13 protein-coding genes are annotated in these 20689 nt (G+C 53.8%); 5 read left to right on the top strand and 8 right to left on the bottom strand.

Annotated features, from left to right (window positions below):
- Nucleotides 1–52: 52 nt before the first annotated feature.
- Nucleotides 53–3505 (bottom strand): secretin N-terminal domain-containing protein, encoded by a 3453-nt coding sequence (locus DTL42_RS04025; protein WP_114367387.1) that lies wholly within the window; start codon nt 3503–3505, stop codon nt 53–55.
- 321 nt (nt 3506–3826) lie between these two features.
- Here DTL42_RS04025 and DTL42_RS04020 point away from each other — a divergent pair, with 321 nt between their 5' ends.
- Both DTL42_RS04020 and DTL42_RS04015 read left to right on the top strand, forming a co-directional pair.
- Nucleotides 3827–5248 carry a DUF1570 domain-containing protein gene (locus DTL42_RS04020; RefSeq protein WP_114367386.1) on the top strand — a complete coding sequence of 474 codons (1422 nt, stop codon included), beginning with the start codon at nt 3827–3829 and terminating at the stop codon, nt 5246–5248.
- Between the two features lie 126 nt (nt 5249–5374).
- On the top strand, nt 5375–6046 hold the full coding sequence (locus DTL42_RS04015; protein WP_199590022.1) for an FKBP-type peptidyl-prolyl cis-trans isomerase: 672 nt from the start codon (nt 5375–5377) through the stop codon (nt 6044–6046).
- 77 nt (nt 6047–6123) lie between these two features.
- Here the strand turns inward: DTL42_RS04015 and DTL42_RS04010 are convergent, their stop codons facing one another.
- Nucleotides 6124–6696 (bottom strand): hypothetical protein, encoded by a 573-nt coding sequence (locus DTL42_RS04010; RefSeq protein ID WP_114367385.1) that lies wholly within the window; start codon nt 6694–6696, stop codon nt 6124–6126.
- Between the two features lie 99 nt (nt 6697–6795).
- Nucleotides 6796–7587, bottom strand: a complete 792-nt coding sequence (locus DTL42_RS04005) for a phosphatase PAP2 family protein (protein WP_114367384.1) — start codon at nt 7585–7587, stop codon at nt 6796–6798.
- Between the two features lie 159 nt (nt 7588–7746).
- On the opposite strand from DTL42_RS04005, the gene DTL42_RS04000 reads away from it, so the two are divergent.
- Complete coding sequence (locus tag DTL42_RS04000; RefSeq protein ID WP_114367383.1) at nt 7747–9498, top strand: ArnT family glycosyltransferase; 1752 nt, start codon at nt 7747–7749, stop codon at nt 9496–9498.
- 319 nt (nt 9499–9817) lie between these two features.
- Nucleotides 9818–10144 carry a type II secretion system protein gene (locus tag DTL42_RS03995; protein ID WP_114367382.1) on the top strand — a complete coding sequence of 109 codons (327 nt, stop codon included), beginning with the start codon at nt 9818–9820 and terminating at the stop codon, nt 10142–10144.
- Between the two features lie 16 nt (nt 10145–10160).
- On the opposite strand, the gene DTL42_RS03990 is transcribed toward DTL42_RS03995, so the two are convergent.
- The 4 genes from DTL42_RS03990 to DTL42_RS03975 are packed head-to-tail and all read right to left on the bottom strand — an operon-like array spanning nt 10161 to nt 15349.
- A complete protein-coding gene (locus DTL42_RS03990) occupies nt 10161–11789 on the bottom strand; it encodes an ABC transporter permease (protein WP_114367381.1) in 1629 nt (542 codons plus the stop codon).
- Nucleotides 11786–12733, bottom strand: coding sequence for an ABC transporter ATP-binding protein (locus DTL42_RS03985; protein WP_114367380.1), 948 nt, complete (start codon nt 12731–12733; stop codon nt 11786–11788). Before DTL42_RS03985 ends, DTL42_RS03990 begins: the two co-directional genes overlap by 4 nt.
- A gap of 7 nt (nt 12734–12740) precedes the next feature.
- Nucleotides 12741–15023, bottom strand: a complete 2283-nt coding sequence (locus tag DTL42_RS03980) for a hypothetical protein (RefSeq protein ID WP_114367379.1) — start codon at nt 15021–15023, stop codon at nt 12741–12743.
- Nucleotides 15024–15061: 38 nt separating this feature from the next.
- Nucleotides 15062–15349, bottom strand: a complete 288-nt coding sequence (locus DTL42_RS03975; protein WP_114367378.1) for a hypothetical protein — start codon at nt 15347–15349, stop codon at nt 15062–15064.
- 447 nt (nt 15350–15796) lie between these two features.
- Here DTL42_RS03975 and nadE point away from each other — a divergent pair, with 447 nt between their 5' ends.
- On the top strand, nt 15797–17812 hold the full coding sequence (gene nadE / locus DTL42_RS03970; protein WP_114367377.1) for an NAD(+) synthase: 2016 nt from the start codon (nt 15797–15799) through the stop codon (nt 17810–17812).
- Between the two features lie 49 nt (nt 17813–17861).
- Here the strand turns inward: nadE and DTL42_RS03965 are convergent, their stop codons facing one another.
- Nucleotides 17862–20630 carry a hypothetical protein gene (locus DTL42_RS03965; RefSeq protein WP_147274155.1) on the bottom strand — a complete coding sequence of 923 codons (2769 nt, stop codon included), beginning with the start codon at nt 20628–20630 and terminating at the stop codon, nt 17862–17864.
- Nucleotides 20631–20689: the final 59 nt, after the last annotated feature.

The raw sequence follows: 20689 nt of genomic DNA, 5'->3' as shown, positions 1-20689 counted from the left end.
GCGTTGGTTGCCCCAGAAAGGTCGGTTGTTCAGACTTCAAGCGTGAAGCGAGTTAACGGCCACCGCGGCCTCCGCCAGTGGTGCCACGACCGCCAAAGCCGCCCCGGCCGCCTGTTCCACCGCCACCGAAGCCTCCGCGACCACCTGTTCCACCACCGCCAAAACCGCTTCGGCCACCGCCTGGGGCACCTCCTGGAGGACCGCCGCCCCCTTGCATTTGTTGCCGCATTCGCTGGAACATTTCCATCCGCTGGCGGATTTCGTCGGGATTAGGAGCCGTTGGCGTTGTGCTGCTACTGTTGCTATTCGAGTTGCTCGTCGAATTGACCGTGACAGGCTGGCCCGTAATGCTCTGCAACGCTTTTTGGAGCGTCTCAGGATTCGAGCTGCGAATTCGGACTGCCTGCATGGTTTGGTTGGTGTCGTCTCCGGCCAAGTCGAGTTGTTCGACAAGTGACTTCACTTCTTCAAACAAAGGATCAGGAGCTGAAACGACGAGTGAGTTGCTTCGCGCGTCGACGCCAATCGTCATTTTTTCTGGCTCGCTCTGAGCCCCACCTCCGCCACCACCATCACGACCGCCTCTGCCGCCACGCAAGGCGCGAATGAAGTCTTCCGGCGAAGGCTGGCGCTGCTGTTGACTACTGGCGCTCGCGGCGATTCGGTCAGAGTAGACCTGTTGAACAATGCTGGCGATCTCTTGGGCATTGGTGTAAAGGACTGGAATCATACGAGGTTGTCGTTTGGTCTCAACCATTTCTGGGCTGTGCGGTTGATCCATAATTTTGAGCAGTTGATCGATCTTATCGAGATCTTCCACGCTCGCTTGAACATACAACGCATTCAATCGCATGTCGGGAATGATGCTAAGGGAGCCTCCGCTGAGCGAGGTGCTGGTGCCGCCTCCGCCGAGGCCCATCAGCGAGCCCATCAAGCCGCCGCCACCGCCAAGCATTTCGGAAGCGATGTCTCCCATGAGAGAGCCACCACCCTCGTTGCTGCTCGGAGCGACCCCAGTCAAAACGCTTTGCAGCATCGCTGCGCCAACATCCGCTTTAAGGTACTTCAAGTAATAGACCGAATAGTCAGACGAAGACGAGTAACGGTTGCTCAGGGTCTCGATCAGCGTTTCTAACTTGTTCAACGCTTCTTGATCTTCCGAGGCAATGATCAGCCCACGGGGGCCCATCATGACGACGATTTCGCCCGGTTTATTCAGGGTGCCCAGCGATTGCGCCGGTTGGCTGGCTACCGGAGGGGCGATGTCGGAAGGGCTAACTGGCTGAGCAACTTCCGGAGCTTGAGCGCCTGTGATAATCGGAATAGATGGCTTCGCGGCTGGGGCTACAGCGACGTTACCCTCGTCTGAGCCTTCATTGGCTTGGGTGTAGTCCACGAAATGAAACAAGTCGTTCGTTGCTCGGCGCGCTTCCGAATCGATGGGGGGACGAGGTAGCTGAGCTTCGTCGTATGCTGGCTTGTTCGTGGTATTGGGACTTTCCATTTGGGGTTGGGCATTAAGGCCACGCACCGATGGCGTCGACGATGGTCGAACCACACGGATCCGACTCTTGCTGACGGTTGGCCATAGCATTTCGAGTTCACTCAGAACCCGTTCTGCCGCAGTGCCAGTAAGCGGGATAGAGCGGATGTTGCCTCGCTCGCCTTGCAGTGCCAGGGCAGCGTCGGGATCTTCTCCCATTTTTTCTAGCAAGTCGTGAATCTGACGAACTTGTTCCGCAGTGCCTCGCACTAGTAGTTGCGAAGTCAGGGGATCGGCATCGATAATCGGAGCGTTCGGATTCGGTTTTTCGCCAGAACCACCAAACAGCTTGTTGATGGACAACACAGCCATCTGGGGATCAATCGTTGTTAGCTGAATGACATCGACTTGTTTCGAATCTCGCTGTAACTGAGACAGCGTGGCTTTGACGGTGGCATGCTGACTGGCCCGACCGAGAACAATGATATTGCCGGTGTTGGTGTCGGTGGTCACACGCACGTCTGGGTTGCCGGCCAACAACGTTTGCATCACTTGCAGCGTGGTCTCTGGATCGAGGCTTCCAAGAGGATAGGCCTCAAGCTGAAGCTGATCGGCAGGAGAACTACCGAAGCCGCCAGGGACGTCGACCTGAGTGATCAGCTTTTCGGCTTTCTCCACGCTCGACTTCTTACCCGTCAGGAAGATCTTGGTGCCCAGCGTATCACTGGCAATCCGCAGCGAGCCATCCTCGGTTGCGTTGGTCCCTTCGGGCATGCCCAGTAATTGGCGTACGACCGTTAAGATCTCTTCAGCCATCAGGTTCTTGGTTTCGACCACGGTGACGTCGTTGCCGAACGGGTTTTCAACCGCTTGAATCATGTCGCGAATGGTTCGCAAGCGTCCGCCCGTTTCCGTGACAAAAACCTGCTGCGATTGGTTCAACGCAACAACCGAGCCTTGCGGGCCGATTAGCTTGCTGATCTCGGCTTGGGCATCTTCGGCCTTCATCTTTTTCAGGTCAAACAAGACGCTAACCAGTTCGTATTCGCCCCGATTGTCGAGATCATCCATGTCGACCGTGGTCACCAGGTTCGGCGGGATGCCGTCTTCCAGGTTGACGACAATCAACATCTTTTCGCGACGAACCAGAGTGTAGCCTTTGGTCAACAAAATGCTGTTAAGCACGTCTAAGGCTTCGGCTGGGGAGTATTCCTTGCCGTCGACATAGTTGAACGTTCCGGGTGGGGGGGCATTCATTTCCAGCGAAAGGCCGGCGTTTTCAGCAAACCAGTCGAGCACGTCTCCCCACGGTTGATAGCGAAAGCTGAACCGCATCGGCCCGGCCTCGCCCGCCGATTTGGTGGCCGCCGCCGTCATTTCAGCTGCTTCTTCTTCGTTGGGAGGAATCACTTTGTCGGCCGGAAGTGGCTCGGCGGTTTCCGTGATACCGGCGATTTCTTCCCATTTGGCTCGCTGGGAATCGCTGAGCAGTTTGTTGGCGAATCGTTCGTATTCGGCCATTTCTCGCGAGCCAGCCCCACTTCGCTGGGCGGAGGCTAGGCGGTCTTCAATTTGCTTTTTCTGCCAGTCCGCCAAGTTCAACTGCGCAGCGACCTCGGCATCGACCAAAGAGGCGAGCCCCTTCTTTTGGATTTGAATTTTCTTGAGGACCTCGCGCTGCGGTTCGGTTAAGAGCTCCATGGCCATCTTTTCCGATTCCGCCACAAAGGGTGCCAGTTTCTCGCGTTGTTGGGCCGGAGTCGCTCCACGGAGCTCTAACGCTAAGTTGAGCGCTTTCTTTTCGCGCTCATAGGCCAGGGTCCGCAGCTCCATGTATTTTTCTTCGCTGAGCTGCAGTTGAGCGGCGATGTCTTCTTCCAAGGCGGTCGCCAGAACCCCCACGTAGGTCGGGTCTGCTGCCTGAAGGTTGCTTAAGGACGCAAGAAAGAGCAAAGCCACCGTCCAACTAATCGGTTGGAAAACCAGCTTGCCGCGAGAATATGAGAAGAGCTTAGCGTGCATAAGTTGCTATATAGTCTTATGTTAACGTCTTGTATCGGGTGATAGGCAATACGAAAAAAAAGTAAGATTGCGCTAACCTATCCTTAGGTTACTCACTGTAATCTAAACCCCACTAATCGCCCTAAGTGTCAGAAATCGGGAAACTTTTTCATTTTCCGAGCAGTCCAAGCATAGTCCTGATAAAAATGCTTGCTGCACAAGCATCGTAGGCGACAATAAGTAAGTAACGCCCCCCACGTTCGTGATCGTTTGCTTAGGCCGATACCGATTGGGCAGGGCGTAACCTCTTCTGTTAGTTTGGTTTTCCGACGGAACGATCGCATGCTGTATCAACGGCGTGGACTCCCCTTGAACGGGGGTGTCTTGGCAGTTTTGGCGTTTCTGGTTTCAACCTCGACTCTCTTAGCTCAGGCAAAGCGAGTCACCGTGCCTGATCCGCGCGCGTTTGGACTCGATATTCCCCCTGGCCTCGTTCTTCACGACGTGAAGGGAAATGTGCAGTACCGCACCGACGATGGGAAAACCGAGATCGGCAAGATTCATTTGGCGATCGGTGGCAATTTGGTGGTCGAACAGCCAGATGGAAAGCTGGTAACCAAACAGATCTCGGAGGTCAAAAAGACCGAAGAAGCGTTCGAGGGAATGGACCGCAAAGATCTGGAACGCCGCCTCAAAGCCGAGCATCCCGGCTTCCGGACTTTCTCGTCCCGTCACTTTATCTTCGTCTACAACACCTCGAACGAGTTTGCCAAGGGGACGATGCGAATCATGGAATCGATGCTTCCTGGCGTGTCGGCGCACGCCAAACGGCAGAAAATCGAGGTCCACGATCCGGAAGTGCCGCTGGTGGTGATCATGTTTGCCACCGAGGAAGAATACAAAAAGTTCTCGGAATTGCCCGATGGCGTGGTCGCTTTTTACGACACCATCGAAAACCACGTGGTGATGTACGAAAAACCGACGGAAACACCCTTCAAGTGGGAGCTTTATAACCGCCAGGCCATTTCGACGATCTCGCACGAAGGGGCGCATCAGATTCTGCATAATATTGGCGTGCAACAACGACTTTCGCGCTGGCCAATGTGGATTTCTGAAGGAATCGCCGAGTATTACGCTCCGACCGACTTTGGTAAGCGACTCCGTTGGAAGGGGGCCGGAGATATCAATGACATGCGGATGTTCGAATTGGAGTCGTACCTGAAAGCCCGAGATGCAACTCAGGCCGATGGGAAGATGATCGACGACACCGTCGCAGCCCAGCGGCTGACGTCGACTGGGTATGCCTCGGCTTGGGCATTAACCCACTTTCTGGCCAGCCGGCACAAGCTGGAATTCGACAAATTCATGAAGCGAGTCAGCGAAACTCGGCCGATGGAAGGGGCTTTGACAACGGATTCGGAAGGGAAAGTGACAAGTAACCGGGAACTTTTTCAAGAGTTTTTCGGCACGGATCTCGCCGGTTTGGAACGCGAGATGGTTCAGCACTTGAAAGAGCAGCCGTACGACCATCCCCTGAAGGAGTTCCGGCATTTTGTGGCGACGGTAAGAATCAACGTCAATAATCGAGTTTTTGGGACGGCCAACGTGTTTCATAGCCAACAGTTGGCCAACAAGTGGCAGCAAGAACAGATCCGGAAGTTGGATGCTACCCAACAGCAACAAGCCCAGGTCGATATGATCGTTTTACCTAATCGCTCGGCGGCTGAACGTGCCGCTGCGCAATGGCTGCGTTCGATTCACTAGGGTTTTTGCCTTTCCCCTCTCTTTTCCGAAAGAGGGAAAACCCCGATAATTACCGCCGGTACTCTGAAATTGGTTCAAGTTACCAAACCCATCCCGGGTTCCCACCTAATGCCCGAAAGGAAATTCATGATCCGTTCACTAGGCGCCATTGCGATGGTGCTGGTCGCTCAGGCGGCCTTCGCCCAGGAGACAAAATTGGAATCGCCCGCGCAGCAAGCCAGTTACGCAATCGGCCGCAACATTGCGAACGAAGTCGCCAACCCCAATGTTCCCTTTGATATCGAAGCCTTAGTCGCTGGTTTTCGCGACGGCATGTCTGGTAAAGAATCGAAGTTGACGCCAGAACAAACGGCCGCTGCGTTTCAAAAGTTTGAAGCGGTCGTTCAAGCTCACATGGAAAAGAAGGCCGCTGACGCCGCCAAGGCTGGGCAAGAATTCCTGGCTGAAAATGCCAAAAAGGAAGGTGTGAAAACCACCAAGAGCGGCCTGCAATACCAAGTCGTCAAACAAGGCACCGGGGCAACGCCGACGTTGGAAGATGTCGTCGTCTGCGACTACAAGGGTGTCCTGCTCGATGGAACCGAATTTGACAGCTCGTACGCTCGTGGCAAGCCAGCCGAGTTCCCTGTTGACGGAGTGATCGCAGGTTGGACGGAAGCGTTGCAGATGATGAAGGTTGGCGACAAATGGAAGTTGTTCATACCTTCCGACCTCGCTTACGGTCCCAAAGGCAATCGCAGCATTCCTGCCAATGCGGTCCTGGTCTTTGATATCGAACTGCTGGATGTCAAAAAATAATGGGTTGGCCTAGTTCCAATCGACCCAACATTAGAAAGCCCGCTGTTCGCCACAGCGGGCTTTTTTTATGGCCGCAACTAAGGGCCACTGCGTAGACCGCGATTGATACCGCCGATTTTTTCGTGAACTTCTTGCGTTTGGCGAATCACTAGCACTTGAAGATTGCTGTAGTAAAAGATGCTGCCGTTACCGCCGAGATTTTCCCAGGTTTCGGGATCGATGGTTGTGGTGATCAGGTTGATTAGCTCGTCCGCACCACGCTGATCGAGGGCTGCTCCGCCCCGGGCACCATCCTGGCTGAGGCTACGTGTTTCCGTAGTCTCGCGGGGGAGCTTTTCTAAATCGTCCTGGATCGAACGAAATCGCGATACCAAACGGGCACGCCATTTCTGGCGATCGAGTTCGGCGAAGTCTTCGCTCAGCATCAACTCTTGAAACAAATAGCAGAGTCGTTCGATGGCGGTACGGCGGTCGGCAAAGGTTTCGCTGGCTGCTTCGCTCTTGAGCGTCGTGCGCAAAGCTTGGCGAATTTCGTGCGGCTTGAGTGGCGCTGACTCGGCTACTTCGGTGGCTACCGTGGTTACTTCCTTGGCGTTCTCGAGTGTTGGTGGGGCAGCGAGAACTGCCAATACACAGACGAACGAATGCATCCCAGGCTCCTTGCAGTACATTAGTTGGCTTGAACTGTGAAGTCTGACAGGAATCGGGGATTTTGCCAAATTATTGCAGCGAAAAATTCGACGCGGCATTTAGCTATCTGTTGTATTGCCCCTAATTTTTCTTTCTGCCCAGCCTACCATTTGCGGAACACGACCATACATCAGCAGAAGCGTGGCAGTTGCCATGCCCAGGGCCGCACCGAGGAAAGCATCGCTGGTGAAGTGCATGCGAAAGGCAACGCGTTGGAAGCAAGCCAGGCAGGTCACCAGCAGAAAGTACCAACGAGCGTGGGGATAGAGATAGCACAAGCCAACACATAGCCCTGCTGCGGTTGCCGAATGGCCCGAAGGGAAGCTCTGGTAAGCGGCTTGGCGGAGTTCTTCCTGAGAAAACCAATGCAGAAATGGAAACGTTTGATAAAAGCTGTCCCAAATCGGCTGCGAGAAATCAAACGCATGCGGACGTTGACGAGCGACGCCGATGAACTTGGCAATATTCGCCATCAGGCCTGCCCCAAACGCGGTTGCGATTAGGAGGCCAACTTTCCAGCGATTTTGAAGGTCGAGGGCAAAGACGGCCAGAACTACCATGGCGACGCCGGTGCCGTGGCCAAAAACTTCGCTTAACGAAATGAGCTTCTTCAAATCCCCCCCGATGAAGCGAAACTCGTGGGGAGGTTCGGCCAGTTGCCGGCTGATCGTACTATCGATGAAGAACGACAAGCACCCGCAGACGGCAAAAATCGCCGACAGAATCAAAAAGAAACGCCCGTCGAATTGATTGTCTTGCGGCAACGAGGCAGGGGAGGGGGGAACTTGCTCGGGGCAAGACGGTTGCTGGGGACTCGACGACATCTCAGGTTCAACGTGGTGAAGGCTCATTCAGACCACTCGTTTTGACAAAAAGGGTGCTATCGTCAACTTAACGCCTTCCTGAGAAAAGACCAATGGCAGAATCCGCGACAGAAGTGCCATTGGCCCAGGGCTGGAAGTTGGGGTAAACTTCTCGACTGAACCGCATGCAAGCAAAGGAATGCTGCCATGTCCTCGGCAAAAGGAAATCTGGGGCTGCTGATTGGCCTCAGTCTGATCGTCTTCTTTACAAACCTCGGTGGTCCCAAGCTTTGGGATCGAGACGAGCCGCGCAATGCTGGCTGCGCCGTCGAAATGATGGAGGCACACGATTGGGTCGTGCCTCGTTTCAACGATGAATTACGAACGCACAAGCCGGCCCTGTTGTATTGGTTGATGATCTCGGCCTATTCGATGTTCGGTGTGAATGAATTCAGTGCCCGCTTCTTTTCCGCAGTATTAGGTACGTTCACGGTTCTGTTGACCTACGATATGGGGCGTCGGCTGTTTGATCGAAGCACCGGGCTTTGGGCTGGCATTTGCCTGGCGACAACGTTGATGTTTACCGTGGCCGCTAGAGCCGCGACCCCAGACGCACCCCTGATTTTCTTTGTCGCGCTGGGAATGTGGACGTACGTCTGCTTTAGTTTTCCTGCTGCTGGGGAAGAAAACGAATCGGCTACTTATTATCCGAAACAATGGTGGCAGGTGGTTTTGCTGTACGGCGTGTTTGGCTTGGCGGTCTTATCTAAGGGACCGGTCGGCTTGGTGCTGCCGACGGCGATCATTGGAATGTTTCTGTTGATCGTGCGTTTGCCAGAAACCGATCCGTCGACCACGTGGAGCCAGTGGGCTTTGTCGCTCGTGCGACCCTTCTTGCCGCTGCATTTTTTGAAGACGGTCTGGTTTATGCGACCAGTCTTGGCGCTGACTGCTTGTTTGGCGGTGGCGTTGCCTTGGTATTTGTGGGTTGCGGCCCGCGATTTTCGCTGGATCGAAGGTTTTTTCTTTGAACACAATCTCAACCGTGCGGTAACCGCATTCGAAGGACATTCTGGGCCACCAGTTTATTACCTGCTGGCGATCTGCGTGGGGTTCTTTCCTTGGTCGGTGTTCTTTTCGCCCCTATTGGTTGATTTGACTCGCCAACTGAAATCCGACTCCAAAACACGTTTCGCGTTGATCTTTTGTTGCTGTTGGGTAGGTGTATGGTTGGGGGCGTTCTCGGTCGCTCAGACCAAGTTGCCTAGCTACGTCACCCCCCTTTACCCTGGCTTGGCTTTGTTGATGGGTTGCTTCGTGGCTCGCGTGATTTCGCGACAAGTGGCTCTTTCTGCTCGCTGGTTCGACATGACGTTTGGGCTAACGACGCTTGTTGGCGTGCTGATGTCCATTGGTCTTGCGGTGGCTGCCAGGGTTTACTTGCCGGGCGAATACTTGGTGCCCATCGTCGGCGTGGTGCTTGTGATTGGCGGCTGTCTGGCTTGGTGGTGGAAGTCGAAGTCTGACCTTCCCAAAGCGTTCGGTGCATTTGCCACGATGGCCACCTTGTTTGTCGTGGGATTGTTCGCGTTGGTTGCTCAGCGAGTTTCCGACCACCAGTCCATCGACCGCTTGCTGACCAAGATAGATCAAGCCACACCAGGAGCCTCGCTATGCTCGTTCGGCGTGAGTGAAGCTAGTTGGGTCTATTATGCCGGCCAGCCGGTGAAGTTTGTGCCAGAGGGAGCAGAAGATTTAGAACGTGAGTTCTCGCAGGGCGGAAACACCATTGTGCTGACGACGCCAGAGAAACTGGAGGAACTACCCGGTTTTGTCCGCAGCCAATTGGTGGAAGTGGCTCGTGAACCCTATTTTCTGAAAGATTATCCTCTGATTGCCTTGCGGCCATCGCCTGAATTAGTGGAAGTCGCCACCCGCAAGGCGGCTGATTCTCGCTAAGACGCTGCAGCGGTCACTTGCTGCTGCTGCGATCTGGCCTCGTGGAAAACACGGGGCATCGAACACGCAGCTTGGTGCGTATGGTTGCGCCGATCGTAGCCATTCTTGGGGTCATGACTGTTGGCGTCGCGTGGTGGCTAATTGATGAATGCGTTGTGCTGTAAGCAATAGCGCAAAGCGAGATCATAAGTCGATTTGCGACCTACAATTTAGATGGTCCAACCCCAGACAAGGCCGAACATACGAAGATTCGACCAGCGAGGGCCTACTTATCTGAGAAGTGCTTTCTTTTCAAATCTCGTCGCAAAGAAGTAAGAAAATGTACCAGGCTTTATTTAAGCAAGGGCGTTGGGGATTCTCGTTCTTGGAATTATTGGCGGTTGTCGCAATCTTTGGGATTGTTGCGGCAATCACGGTCCCACATGTCAGCACAACCAAAGCGTTTGCCAACCAGCGCGTGCACGAACAAAACATCGCCACGTTAAACTCAGCGGTAGAACGCTATTATGTCGCCGAAGGAAACTGGCCGGTGACGCTCGCCGAGTTGGATGCCGAATACTTGCCCACTGGGGTTCCTGCGGTACCCACCGAAAAGCGTTTGTCCTATTCCATCGATAACACCACGCACCGCGTGGTTGCGAATTAACGCTGGGTGTATTGCTTTACGAGGGACGCAGGGGATCGAGTTCCGGTTCGTCTTCGGGAAGAATCTCGACGAAGTTACGAGGAGCTTTCTCTCGGCGAGGGACCAATTCGGCGGCACCCAGTACGATATTGATAAGGAACAAAGAGCCGGCCAGCATGCTCAGAAAAAACAGGAACATGATGACGTCAGGCGATTCGACGAAATTGCCGTCATCCATGGACTTAACAAAGAACCAGAATGGATTGGTCCAATGGTTAAACGATGAATCCATCGTCCGATTGTATAATACTTGAAAACCAAGTGGGACCATGATGGCGGCCATCAACAGTAAGAAGTGCGTGAGGGCGGAAATGAAAATATCTGCACGAAACAAGAGATTCATGGTTCTGAGCAGCAGACGCCCGGCACTGAGGTAGAAGGTGGTGTAAGCCATTATACCTAAGCTATAGATCATCACATGCGTTGCTTCGCTGATATTCATGCCGTTGAAGGTGTTGTACCAAGCCAGCGAATAGGCCGTCGCTGTTCCGCTGAAGAGCCCGGTCAAAACAAAAATATAACCACGATCGGGCCCTGGGATGAGCCAATTTCGCCAGAGACGATCGAAGAGAAACACTGGGATCGTGCGTTTCACACGTGGTGAAAGAACCGCAGCTTCTCCATTGATATACGACCCTGCGATAAACCAGTACAAACACAAGATGGTGGTTATTGCAAAAAGGAATGCTGCTTCTTCTGGTATTTGGATGGCAACGTAGCCAAGCCAGCCAATGATCAGAAAATGCTGGATTAATAAGGCCTTGCGAATTCCTGCCGAACGGTTCTCGCTTTCGAAGGTGATCTGGGCAGAGGCCACATCGATGATCAAGTGCAGGAAGCTGGCATAAATAGTGAGGATGGCAAAGGTCGCAATCCAGAAGCTCGACTCATCGTACATTCGCCAGTTGGCTTCCATATAAACCAACGAATAGCTGGCCGACATTCCGGAACCAAACGAGAAGATGAACAGCAGGATTACAATGATGGACAACGCCGACTGCCAGTGGCGTTGCCGGGTAATGCAAGCCAACACCAGCCCGAAGCCGGAGAGTAAGACCGAGGTCAAAACGGCCACGCTGATAACGTAGACGATGGTGATGATATCGATGCCACGCAGTAAATAGGTGAACCCAATGCATGGTGCCAAGGCCGACAGATAGACGAGCATTTGCACAATCGAACTGATCAGCTTACCGGTGATAATTTGACGTGGACTAAGTGTAGAGATTGAAAGCAACTCGAAGGTGCCGTCCTCGCGTTCGGAAGCCAATGATCGGAAAGCCGAAAAGGGAATGATCACCACTAGCGGAAACAGCAAAATGTCGAGATAACCAACCAGCAGAAATGGGCCATCAGGCGAATACAAAATGCCTGGATAGCGAAGGTAGATCGCCATCACCGACCAGATCCAACTGGTGATTAGCACCAAGCCAAACGTTATCGCAAACTGACGGCTTTTTAGTGATTGGCGAGTTTCTTTGACCAAAATAGGATTGAGGTATTCTCCTAGGCTTTCCAGACGCTCGTCGATCTTCTGCCACCATCCGCTGGGCGAATCGGCTGGCTCTGGCTGGGCTTGTTCATTGCTCAGTTCAACGGTGGTCATTGCACCCGGCCTTTCGTAACGTTGAGGAAGACATCTTCCAGGCTCGAGTGTCGGGCACCAAACTCGGCTATGCGAAAGCCCGCCTCGATCATCTCTTTCAAAAGGTCTGCCTCTTCGGCCCGTTCGCCGACATGCGAGAAGTGCAGAAGTTCGCCATCGACCACGATTTCGTCGTACACCTCTTTGGAGGTCAGCCAATCGGCCAGCCCGTTGGTATTTTCTAAGATGCGAACACGAACGCGGCTCTTCGAGAGTTGTCCACGCTGTATATCTGCCACGCTGCCGGTAGCGAGAAGCTGGCCTTGCTCGATGATGCCGACCACATCGCACATCTCAGCTAGTTCGGTCAGAATGTGCGAGCTGACCAAAATGGTTTTGCCATGCTTGGCGAGTCTGCCAATCATTTCGCGCAGCTCGATACGAGCCCGCGGGTCGAGCCCAGCGGCAGGTTCATCTAAGATCAGCACGGCCGGGTCATGGATCATCGACCTCCCCAGGCACAACCGCTGCTTCATCCCTTTCGAGAGCCCGCTAATAGGCTTCTCGGCCAAGACATCGAGTCCCGTGAACTCCATGGTCTTGTCCATCGCCAACCGACGTTCGCGCCCCCGCAGCCCATACGAACGGGCGAAGAAGTCGAGATATTCGCGGCAGTTGACGTTCGCGTAAACGCCAAACGCATCCGGCATAAAACCGAGGCGTCGACGAACCTTATCGGGATCGTTGATTACTGAGTAACCATCGATCAGGGCGTCTCCGGCGTTTGGTAGATCGAGAGTGGCCAAGATGCGCATGCTGGTTGTCTTGCCGGCGCCGTTGGGACCGATGTAGCCAAACACTTGGCCTTGATAGACCTCGAACGAGACATCGTTGACCGCTTTCGTTTTACCGAAAAAACGATGCAGACGGCGAAGTTCGATAACGGGAGTACGCGTCGCGATCATCCGGGGATTACCATGTTGCTTGAATGACTTCCAGGCTTTTTTCGCCGGGAGAAATACCGTCGATGCCTAGCGGTGTTTCAGGGAAATGCTGCACGACGGCAAAGTAACTGCGCGGCCCGAGAGCCTCGAACGAGTTCATGATTTGGGCCTGATATTGACGCTCCATCAAAGCCCGAGTGAAGTTGGGCTCTACTTGATTGCGTTCTGGAATGTTGAGATAGACCGAACGAGGAGTTCTATGACGGGTTTGGTTGATGTACATCTGACGGTCAAATCCATCTGGTACTCTCATGCTGGCAATACCCATCCGTTCGCGAATGTTTACGACGGCAGTAGAAACATCCGGCTGAAGCTTGGCCTGGGCATCGGCGTTCAAGTTGCTCGTGAAATGAGGCGTTCCATTTTCGTCTACCAAAAGTAAAGCCAAGATTTTCGTGCCTAGCTTATTGGTGACCGAGATGCCGTTGCCGGTGGTATCGATTTCCAACTGTCGTTTGGATTGGAAAGGGCGGATGACCAGAAACTGCTGAGTTACCCGCGAACGAAAGTAGGCTCCGCTGAGAACCTGGTTTTTTCCCCAGGACAGCCGTTTTTGGCCAACGCTTTCGTTCAAAGGGGATTGTTCGTACTCGAACACGGCCGTATCGGTCGGAAAGGTAAGACCAGACGAACTGGCCATTCCAGAGTAATAGGCCTGGCGGCTCCAAGTAGCACCTTGTCCCGTTTGTTGGTCAAGGGTCGTGAGCGTGCGGATTCGTGTTTGTGTGCTAAAGCCATCGGAAACCAAGGCATAAATCATCAGCAACGAGGTAATCAAGATTGCCCCTACCGGGACGGTGATGATTAACAGGTTCAAACGGCTTATGGCCCGCAGTACGAAATAGTTCACCGGCCCGATCACAATCACAAACAGCGTAATTAAGACCTCGAAGGTCGTTACCGGTGCGATACCCACACCAGGCACAAGGAAATCCCAGAAGCCAAGATTCTCACGCATGCGTGACATGCCATGACGATCGAACCAAGCGAGACGACTTCCGCCGATCGCTCCAAAGATTCGCTCCCATGTGCCTGCGTTGCCGGGAAAGGGGTTTTCTTGGACCAACGTTAATTTGCCGAATCCCATTTCACGTGTGGCCAGGTTCAGTGGTTTCTCGGCACCTGTTGCAATTCCTGCATTGGGAGCTGTTTCGATAAGTTTGCCGTTTTGGATCGCCAGAGCTGAGTACTGTCCCTGGTTGTTTCCGCTGAAGTTGTTGTGAGGAAAACGTAAGACGCGTAAAAGCCCGATGTCTCGAATCGGGGCCGCATCTAGCAAAAATTTGTCCCACTGGTGTGGAATCGCTTCCTTCGTCTGGTCGAACCATGGATCGATCTGGCTTGGCCCTTGCTTGCCGCTGTTCCATACCAAAAGGTTGCCTCCGGCATTGGTCCAGTCGCGAATCACGGCAAACTTTTCCGGGGAAGTCTCTTGCAAGGTTTCCAGGTCTTGCCATTCAAAAACCAGTAAGTCTGCCGAAGAAAGGGCCAGCCAATTATCCGGTACCATGGAAAGTGGTAGCACGTCGGTCCGTGGTAGCTGGCGCAGAGCTGCCACAGCTTGATAAGGAGAGCCGGCGAATAGCGATTTCAAAGGCGCGGCGGTCGGCACGGTTTGTTCGTTGAACAAAATACGCAAATCAGGAAAAGGTTCCACTTCTTCGCCCGAATCAAGCCGGTTTGCCTGATCTAAGGCCCAGCTTGCTTGTGCATCGCGTAGGGGAGCATTGCGATGAAAAACAATCATCGCAGGATAAGCCTCCGTCACGGCCGTTCTAGAGTTTATATTGGCCATCGATAGACTTTTATTGCTGAGTTCCGGCAACTTCCGCCCGTCTTCCCAAACTTCGATGGAAAGGGCATACCACAGCATGTGCTGCGGAACCAGAATGGTTGAGGCCTCGCCGATTTTACCTTGGGAAAGCTTGATTTCCTGCGAGACGCGTGGCAGCGGAGATGAATATAAAGCGTTCGGCTGCAAGATCACTTCAACTCGTCGGTCTGCCGGAGCTGGTTTTCCGTTGGCGGTAATCAGGCTGACATGGATCGGACGATAACCACTGCCATCGATCCAGCGTGCATCGAGCGACAAAAATAACCCATGGTCTGGCTTGTCAGGGGGCAAAGGTAAGAAGTACTTTTCACCCGTTTCTGCTTGAGCCACGGAACTGCTCAGCACCAACCACAAAACGCAACAGCACCCAGATAAAATCAGGTGAAACAAAAGCGAACGGTTTGGGGAAGACGGCATGACAAGCATCATTTCTGGCTGGCAAGTGAAGTCGATGGTTAGTCGAGTTCAATATTCTTAGGAGGAATAATCTGTTGGGCTGGCGTATCGGTGGCAAATGGTGACTGGGCTTTGGCAGGAACAAGGAATTCCCGAAACCTCATTACCACGTAGCAAGCCAAGCCCAAGGCGTAGTGAATTAAGCACCAGATTATCATCGCCACAAAGAGAAAGGCTATTGCTTTCGCCCAGACAGCACCAAGGAGTGCTTGGCGGATAATAAGGCAACTGACCGCCACGAGAGCGATGAGAACGAAGATCTTGGTGAGAGAAAAGCGTTGAATCATGCCACCATTGTCTCTGTCGTTAAGCGGTTTGCAAGCAAAATGCCTGAAGTGGTTTTCGCCGGTAGGAGAGGTTTATTGAAGTCCGACATTCGGAAAATGTTGGCCCCGATAAAACGGCCCTAAAAGTTTCGCTGAGCGATCCAAGCGAAAATAAGGTAACGCCCAGAGTAACGGCGAAAAGGAAAGGAGTCGACATGCCGATTCAAAAAGAGAAAAGAAAACTCAGGATTGATCCATGCTTGCGGTCCGTCGCTTTGAACGAAGAAGCGATCTTTCCGAGGCGGATGGACCCTAGGTAGAAAATTGCCACTACGGGGAAATCGCCGCTTTCGTCATCAGGGTGAGCCTATATTCGGTGTCACGTGTCCTGACTGATATCCAATAGACCCGCTTGGGCGGATGAGGTAGCTTGGTGGTTGGATCACACTGCATCAGGGAATCAACATCGTGCTGAACGTTAAAGTTGCTGCGGCGGTTCTCAATCAAACGCCGATGGATTGGGAAGAGAATACCCGCAATATTCTGGAAGCCCTCGAAAAAGCCCGTGCCGCTGGTGCCTCGGTCATTTGCTTACCCGAGTTGTGCATTACCGGTTACGGCTGTGAAGATGCGTTTTTGTCGGCGGGCATGCGGCGAATGGCCTGGCAGAAATTGCTTGAACTGGTCCCGGCGACGACCGGCTTGGTGGCTTGCTTTGGGCTGCCGATTTCTTATCGCGGGCTCGTCTTTAACGTAGCTGCGATTGTCGCGAATGGAAAACTGTTGGGGCTGGTCCCCAAACGGAACCTAGCCGGAGATGGCATCCATTACGAACCCCGCTGGTTCAAGCCGTGGCCTGCCGGCAAACGAGCTTACTATGAAGAAGGAGGCCTGAAGGTTCCCTTAGGCGATCTCGTTTTCGACTTCGGCGGCACGATGTTGGGCTTGGAGATCTGCGAAGATGCCTGGGTGGCGAGCCGTCCTGGCAGCCAACTGGCAGAACTGGGCGTCGATTTGATTCTCAATCCGAGTGCCAGCCATTTCGCGTTTCATAAGCAAGCGGTGCGACGGCGGTTTGTCTTGGAAGGCTCTCGGGCATTCCACGCAGCATACGTTTATGCGAACTTGCTGGGCAACGAAGCAGGCCGAGCGATTTATGACGGCGGGGCCATGGTTGCCTCGGCCGGGCATTTGTTGGCCGAAGCTCCGCGGTTTAGCTTTCAGAATTGCGTGGTGACTACGGCGGTGGTCGATATCGATGTCAATCGAATGAATCGCGCCAAGAGTGACGCGTTTGTGTTGAACTTCGATGCGGCCAAAGATCAGGTGGTGGATGCCGGATTCGCGTTGCCACACTGCGAGCCGGATGTGCCGACGCTGACTCCGGCAAGTTGGGAGCAATCGGAAGACCTCAAAGAGGAAGAATTCACCCGCGCGGTCGCGCTCGGGCTGTTCGACTATTTAAGGAAAAGTCGCTCGCGCGGGTTTGTGGTGTCGATGTCTGGCGGGGCTGATTCCGCAGCGGTAACCACGCTGTGTGCTTACATGGTCCAGTTCGCCATGCAAGATATCGGTAGCGAACAACTTGCCAAACGGCTGGCTTATATCGACGGCCTAACTGGCCTGGTGAATCCCAGCGATGTGAATGCGAAGCTGTTGACGTGTGTGTACCAGGCAACCCGCAACAGCGGTGACGTGACGCTCAATGCCGCCAAGCAAGTTGCCGAAGCAGTCGGGGCTGATTTCCATCGGGTGGATGTCGACGAGTTGGTCGAAGGGTACACCAAGCTAGGACAGCAAATCGTTGGCCGCCCGTTAACTTGGGAACGTGATGATATCGCCCTGCAAAACATCCAAGCCCGCACGCGTTCGCCAAGTGTATGGCTGGTTGCTAACTTGAAAGGGGCTTTGCTTCTTTCAACGAGCAACCGTAGCGAAGCGGCTGTCGGTTATGCGACCATGGATGGCGATACGAGCGGCGGGCTGTGTCCGATTTCTGGGATCGACAAGGCGTTTCTTCGCGAGTGGCTGGTTTGGATGGAAAAAGTGGGACCGGATGGCATTGGCTGCTTGCCGGTGCTTAAAGTGATCAACGCACAGTTGCCGACCGCCGAGCTGCGCCCCGCCGACCAGGGGCAAACGGACGAAGCCGATTTAATGCCGTATCCACTGCTCGACAGAATCGAGCGGCTGGCAATTCGCGACAAGCAGATTGCCGTCGAGGTGTTAATGCACCTGCGACAACGTTACCCTGACTATTCGTTAAGAGAGTTGGGCGCCTACATCGAGCGTTTCTTTCAGCTTTGGAGCCGTAACCAGTGGAAACGCGAACGCTATGCTCCCGGCTTTCATTTAGATGACGAAAACCTCGACCCAAAAACATGGTGCCGCTTTCCGATCCTCTCCGGCGGATTCCGTGTCGAACTCCGCGAAATGTGGGATAAGATCGAGGAACTGGATCCTCAATCGTACGAAGCCGGATAAGCTTCCGGCTTCGTCGAAGGAAGTGGGCCGAGAAAGGGAACTGGCGGTTTTAAAATTGAACGCCCTCTGGCTTCGGTTTCGGAAGTTCTTCCACCGGGGGCGTTTGGGGCTGATTCTTAGGGGCGTCTTCCTTCTTGGTTCCGCCAAAAGCGCCTCCTAAGTCGAACAAATTGAAGCTCGGCATTTTCAAGCCAGGAGCAGGCTTCTCGTTCTGCATGTCGATCTGAGCATGTAGTTCGATGAGGTGTTCATCCACATTTAAGCGAGCTTCCAAGCCACGGAACCAAGTCATGACGTTGGCTTGGTAGTCTTTGCCCACTTCGCTCCAAGCGGTTGAAATCCAGTGTGCTCCTTGGCCAGGTTCTTCTTGCAGTTTGTATTGCCCTCCCAGCGGATCGATGAATTCGAGATGCAACAATTGATCGGCAAAACCTTTCGCTTGCGGCGCCGGGACCCCTAGCTGATTGTGAATCTCGTTAAAGAAAGCCGCATTGGCCAGGCTTCCCTTCTTGGCCATCGCTTGGGCCAAGCCGTTCGCCAGCGGTGTGATCTGAGCGTTGGAGATATCCCCCACATGAATGCGGACTTGGGCGGGATGGGTGTCTTCCACAATTGCCAAGTTCGGCGTTACGTCGGCCAGAATCTCGGGATAGAAGGAAAGCGTCGAGAACCCATTCCACTCGCGCCGCCACAGCCCAAACGGTAGTTGGTTGTAACCATTGATATCGGGTGCCGACGTAGGGCCAATAATCGGCATGCGGTCGATCAGCCCAGGTTTAGGCCACGCGGTCAAGTAGCCGGGCGTTGCCTTGATCAATCGTAATGTATTCATAAACCCCTTGTTGGTGAATTCCGTTAAGGGGAACGGCAGGTCTTGCACGGCAACCGCATAGTGAGTCAAGCCGCCGCTATACTGCCCATTGAGAACTGCTTGAAACGCAACCACATCTTGGGGGCCAGTAGCAATATGAGCCGGAAGCGGTGGTCCCAGAAACGAGAGAACCTGCCCGAAGTTCGAACGCTCAAACGGGGAAACGCGGGCGTCGATGGTCAACCTTTCCAGTCCTTCGTCGTTCAACTTGAAACGATTGATCCCTACCATGATCGGATTCATTTGCCGCCACTCGGTCATGTGGAACTGACGCAAACGGTTGAAGTCAGCCGTTTCTTCCGGTGACATCCCCCGAATATCGATGTCGGGAATGGGAACAAAATTCCCCCTTCGTCCACGGAGCGAATCTCCTAAGCTGTCGCCAACGATGACCGTTTGACTCCCATCTGCCCGGGCACCAAAGTTGGCAGGCAGAAACCCTGCCGCCATGAGCCCGTCTACCGAAAGGTCTTTATAGCCTTCGTTGCTGGCAGCGGCCGTTGCCATTTGCTGCAGTTCCATCTCGATCAAGCTGCGCAGCCGCCGACGAAGTTCGACGCGATACTGTGGCGAGTACAACCCCCGGAAGAAGTCGGAAGATAGGTAGATGAAAACCGTATCGTCTCGGTCAACCGGCATCAATTGACGGGCGTACTGAAATTCACGCGAGTTGGCCAGGCTATCGTCGTCATCTTCTAGCAGCAGAAACTGCTCCGCAATCCAGCGCGATGTGGTCACCAGGTGGAAGTCTCCCCGAGTGACATAGAACGAACGTAGCGTGTTGTCTGGGGTCGAGAGAAAGGAAACATCTTTCCCTTGAATCTGGATCGTTTCGAGCTTTGCTCCTTGGTCCTTGAACTCGCGCAAAGCCTCTTGGCGATTTTTCTGGATATCGTTCGCCAGCAGAACGCTTTGTTTGGCATGAAACAACATGCCCATCGCAGCCCCTTCGCGCATGTAGGTATCGCGACCGATCAGGGCGACGTCTTGCACAACCTGAGCGCCGAAAATTTCCGACAGTGCCGATTGTTTCAGGGCGAGTTGCCGCTGGACGACTTCATTGATATGAAAGGCAACGCGGCGGCTGCTTAGCATCCGTGAAAGGTCGCCTCCGTTGCGTTCCATCAGCTTGTTGAGCCACAGGTAATTATTCAACGAACCAAAGCGAACATAGAAACAAGCACGCGGTACGTAGTGGGCCATCGGTTCGATAACCACATCGGCGGCCGGCTGCGGTACGGCGAGGGGAGCCCAGGGAATGGGGGACACGACCGGACCTAACGGTTGCTGCCGAGGCAGTTCGTTGTTCATCACCGATTTGAGCATTGCTTCATGAACTTTTTCGGTGCCTAAAAGCAGCATCAGCGATTGGTTCGGATCTAAGGCCGAACGGTCAGCCATCAGTTTCTCGCTCAACGGAGGAAGCCCCATGCTGAGGCGGTCCGAGAGCATCATGGTCAGATATGTTTCGAGTACCGGCGGGTGATCGCTGGCATCCATCTGTTCGCGGGCGATATCGTTGTAATTCCGCCACCATTGCCGAGTGAGATTATTCAGCGGCCCATTGCGGCGCTGCTTCGGTATCACGCGAAAGGTGTGACTTGTGGGCGTGTTGACGGTTACTTGCAGCGGCGTATGTCCCCGGAACAAGAAATAAACTTCGAGCTCTTGAGGCGGCGTAACGGAGTCGGCCCCGATAAGGGATTGAAGCAGTGGCAGAACTCGACGCGGTTTAAAGACAGGATAGAAAATCCGCTTTTCCGGGTCAGAAATCGAGAAACCACGACTATCAATTGCATCGCCGAAATCGGCTCGCGAGAACGGAATGACCATGCGGGCGACGCCAAACGGTTCGCCGACAATTGCGTTGACGTCTTGTGCGTAGAGACTTGGCGAGACGAGCGCCAACAGGCCCAGGACTGCGCAAAATACGGTCCGTCGAATCATGCCGTGCATTGTATTGGTGCTCCAAAGCAAAGTTTTTCTCAACACACCATGGTTGGTCG

Source organism: Bremerella cremea (assembly GCF_003335505.1).
In the GTDB taxonomy this organism is placed as follows: domain Bacteria; phylum Planctomycetota; class Planctomycetia; order Pirellulales; family Pirellulaceae; genus Bremerella; species Bremerella cremea_A.
Note: the sequence above shows the minus strand (reverse complement) of the source record. Positions and strands in the feature narration are given on the sequence as shown.

Excerpts from the sequence above, each read along its gene's own strand:
- DTL42_RS04025 (WP_114367387.1), bottom strand. The coding sequence starts at position 3,505 with ATGCACGCTAAGCTCTTCTCATATTCTCGCGGCAAGCTGGTTTTCCAA.
- DTL42_RS04020 (WP_114367386.1), top strand. The coding sequence starts at position 3,827 with ATGCTGTATCAACGGCGTGGACTCCCCTTGAACGGGGGTGTCTTGGCA.
- DTL42_RS04015 (WP_199590022.1), top strand. The coding sequence starts at position 5,375 with ATGATCCGTTCACTAGGCGCCATTGCGATGGTGCTGGTCGCTCAGGCG.
- DTL42_RS04010 (WP_114367385.1), bottom strand. The coding sequence starts at position 6,696 with ATGCATTCGTTCGTCTGTGTATTGGCAGTTCTCGCTGCCCCACCAACA.
- DTL42_RS04005 (WP_114367384.1), bottom strand. The coding sequence starts at position 7,587 with ATGAGCCTTCACCACGTTGAACCTGAGATGTCGTCGAGTCCCCAGCAA.
- DTL42_RS04000 (WP_114367383.1), top strand. The coding sequence starts at position 7,747 with ATGTCCTCGGCAAAAGGAAATCTGGGGCTGCTGATTGGCCTCAGTCTG.
- DTL42_RS03995 (WP_114367382.1), top strand. The coding sequence starts at position 9,818 with ATGTACCAGGCTTTATTTAAGCAAGGGCGTTGGGGATTCTCGTTCTTG.
- DTL42_RS03990 (WP_114367381.1), bottom strand. The coding sequence starts at position 11,789 with ATGACCACCGTTGAACTGAGCAATGAACAAGCCCAGCCAGAGCCAGCC.
- DTL42_RS03985 (WP_114367380.1), bottom strand. The coding sequence starts at position 12,733 with ATGATCGCGACGCGTACTCCCGTTATCGAACTTCGCCGTCTGCATCGT.
- DTL42_RS03980 (WP_114367379.1), bottom strand. The coding sequence starts at position 15,023 with ATGCCGTCTTCCCCAAACCGTTCGCTTTTGTTTCACCTGATTTTATCT.
- DTL42_RS03975 (WP_114367378.1), bottom strand. The coding sequence starts at position 15,349 with ATGATTCAACGCTTTTCTCTCACCAAGATCTTCGTTCTCATCGCTCTC.
- DTL42_RS03965 (WP_147274155.1), bottom strand. The coding sequence starts at position 20,630 with ATGATTCGACGGACCGTATTTTGCGCAGTCCTGGGCCTGTTGGCGCTC.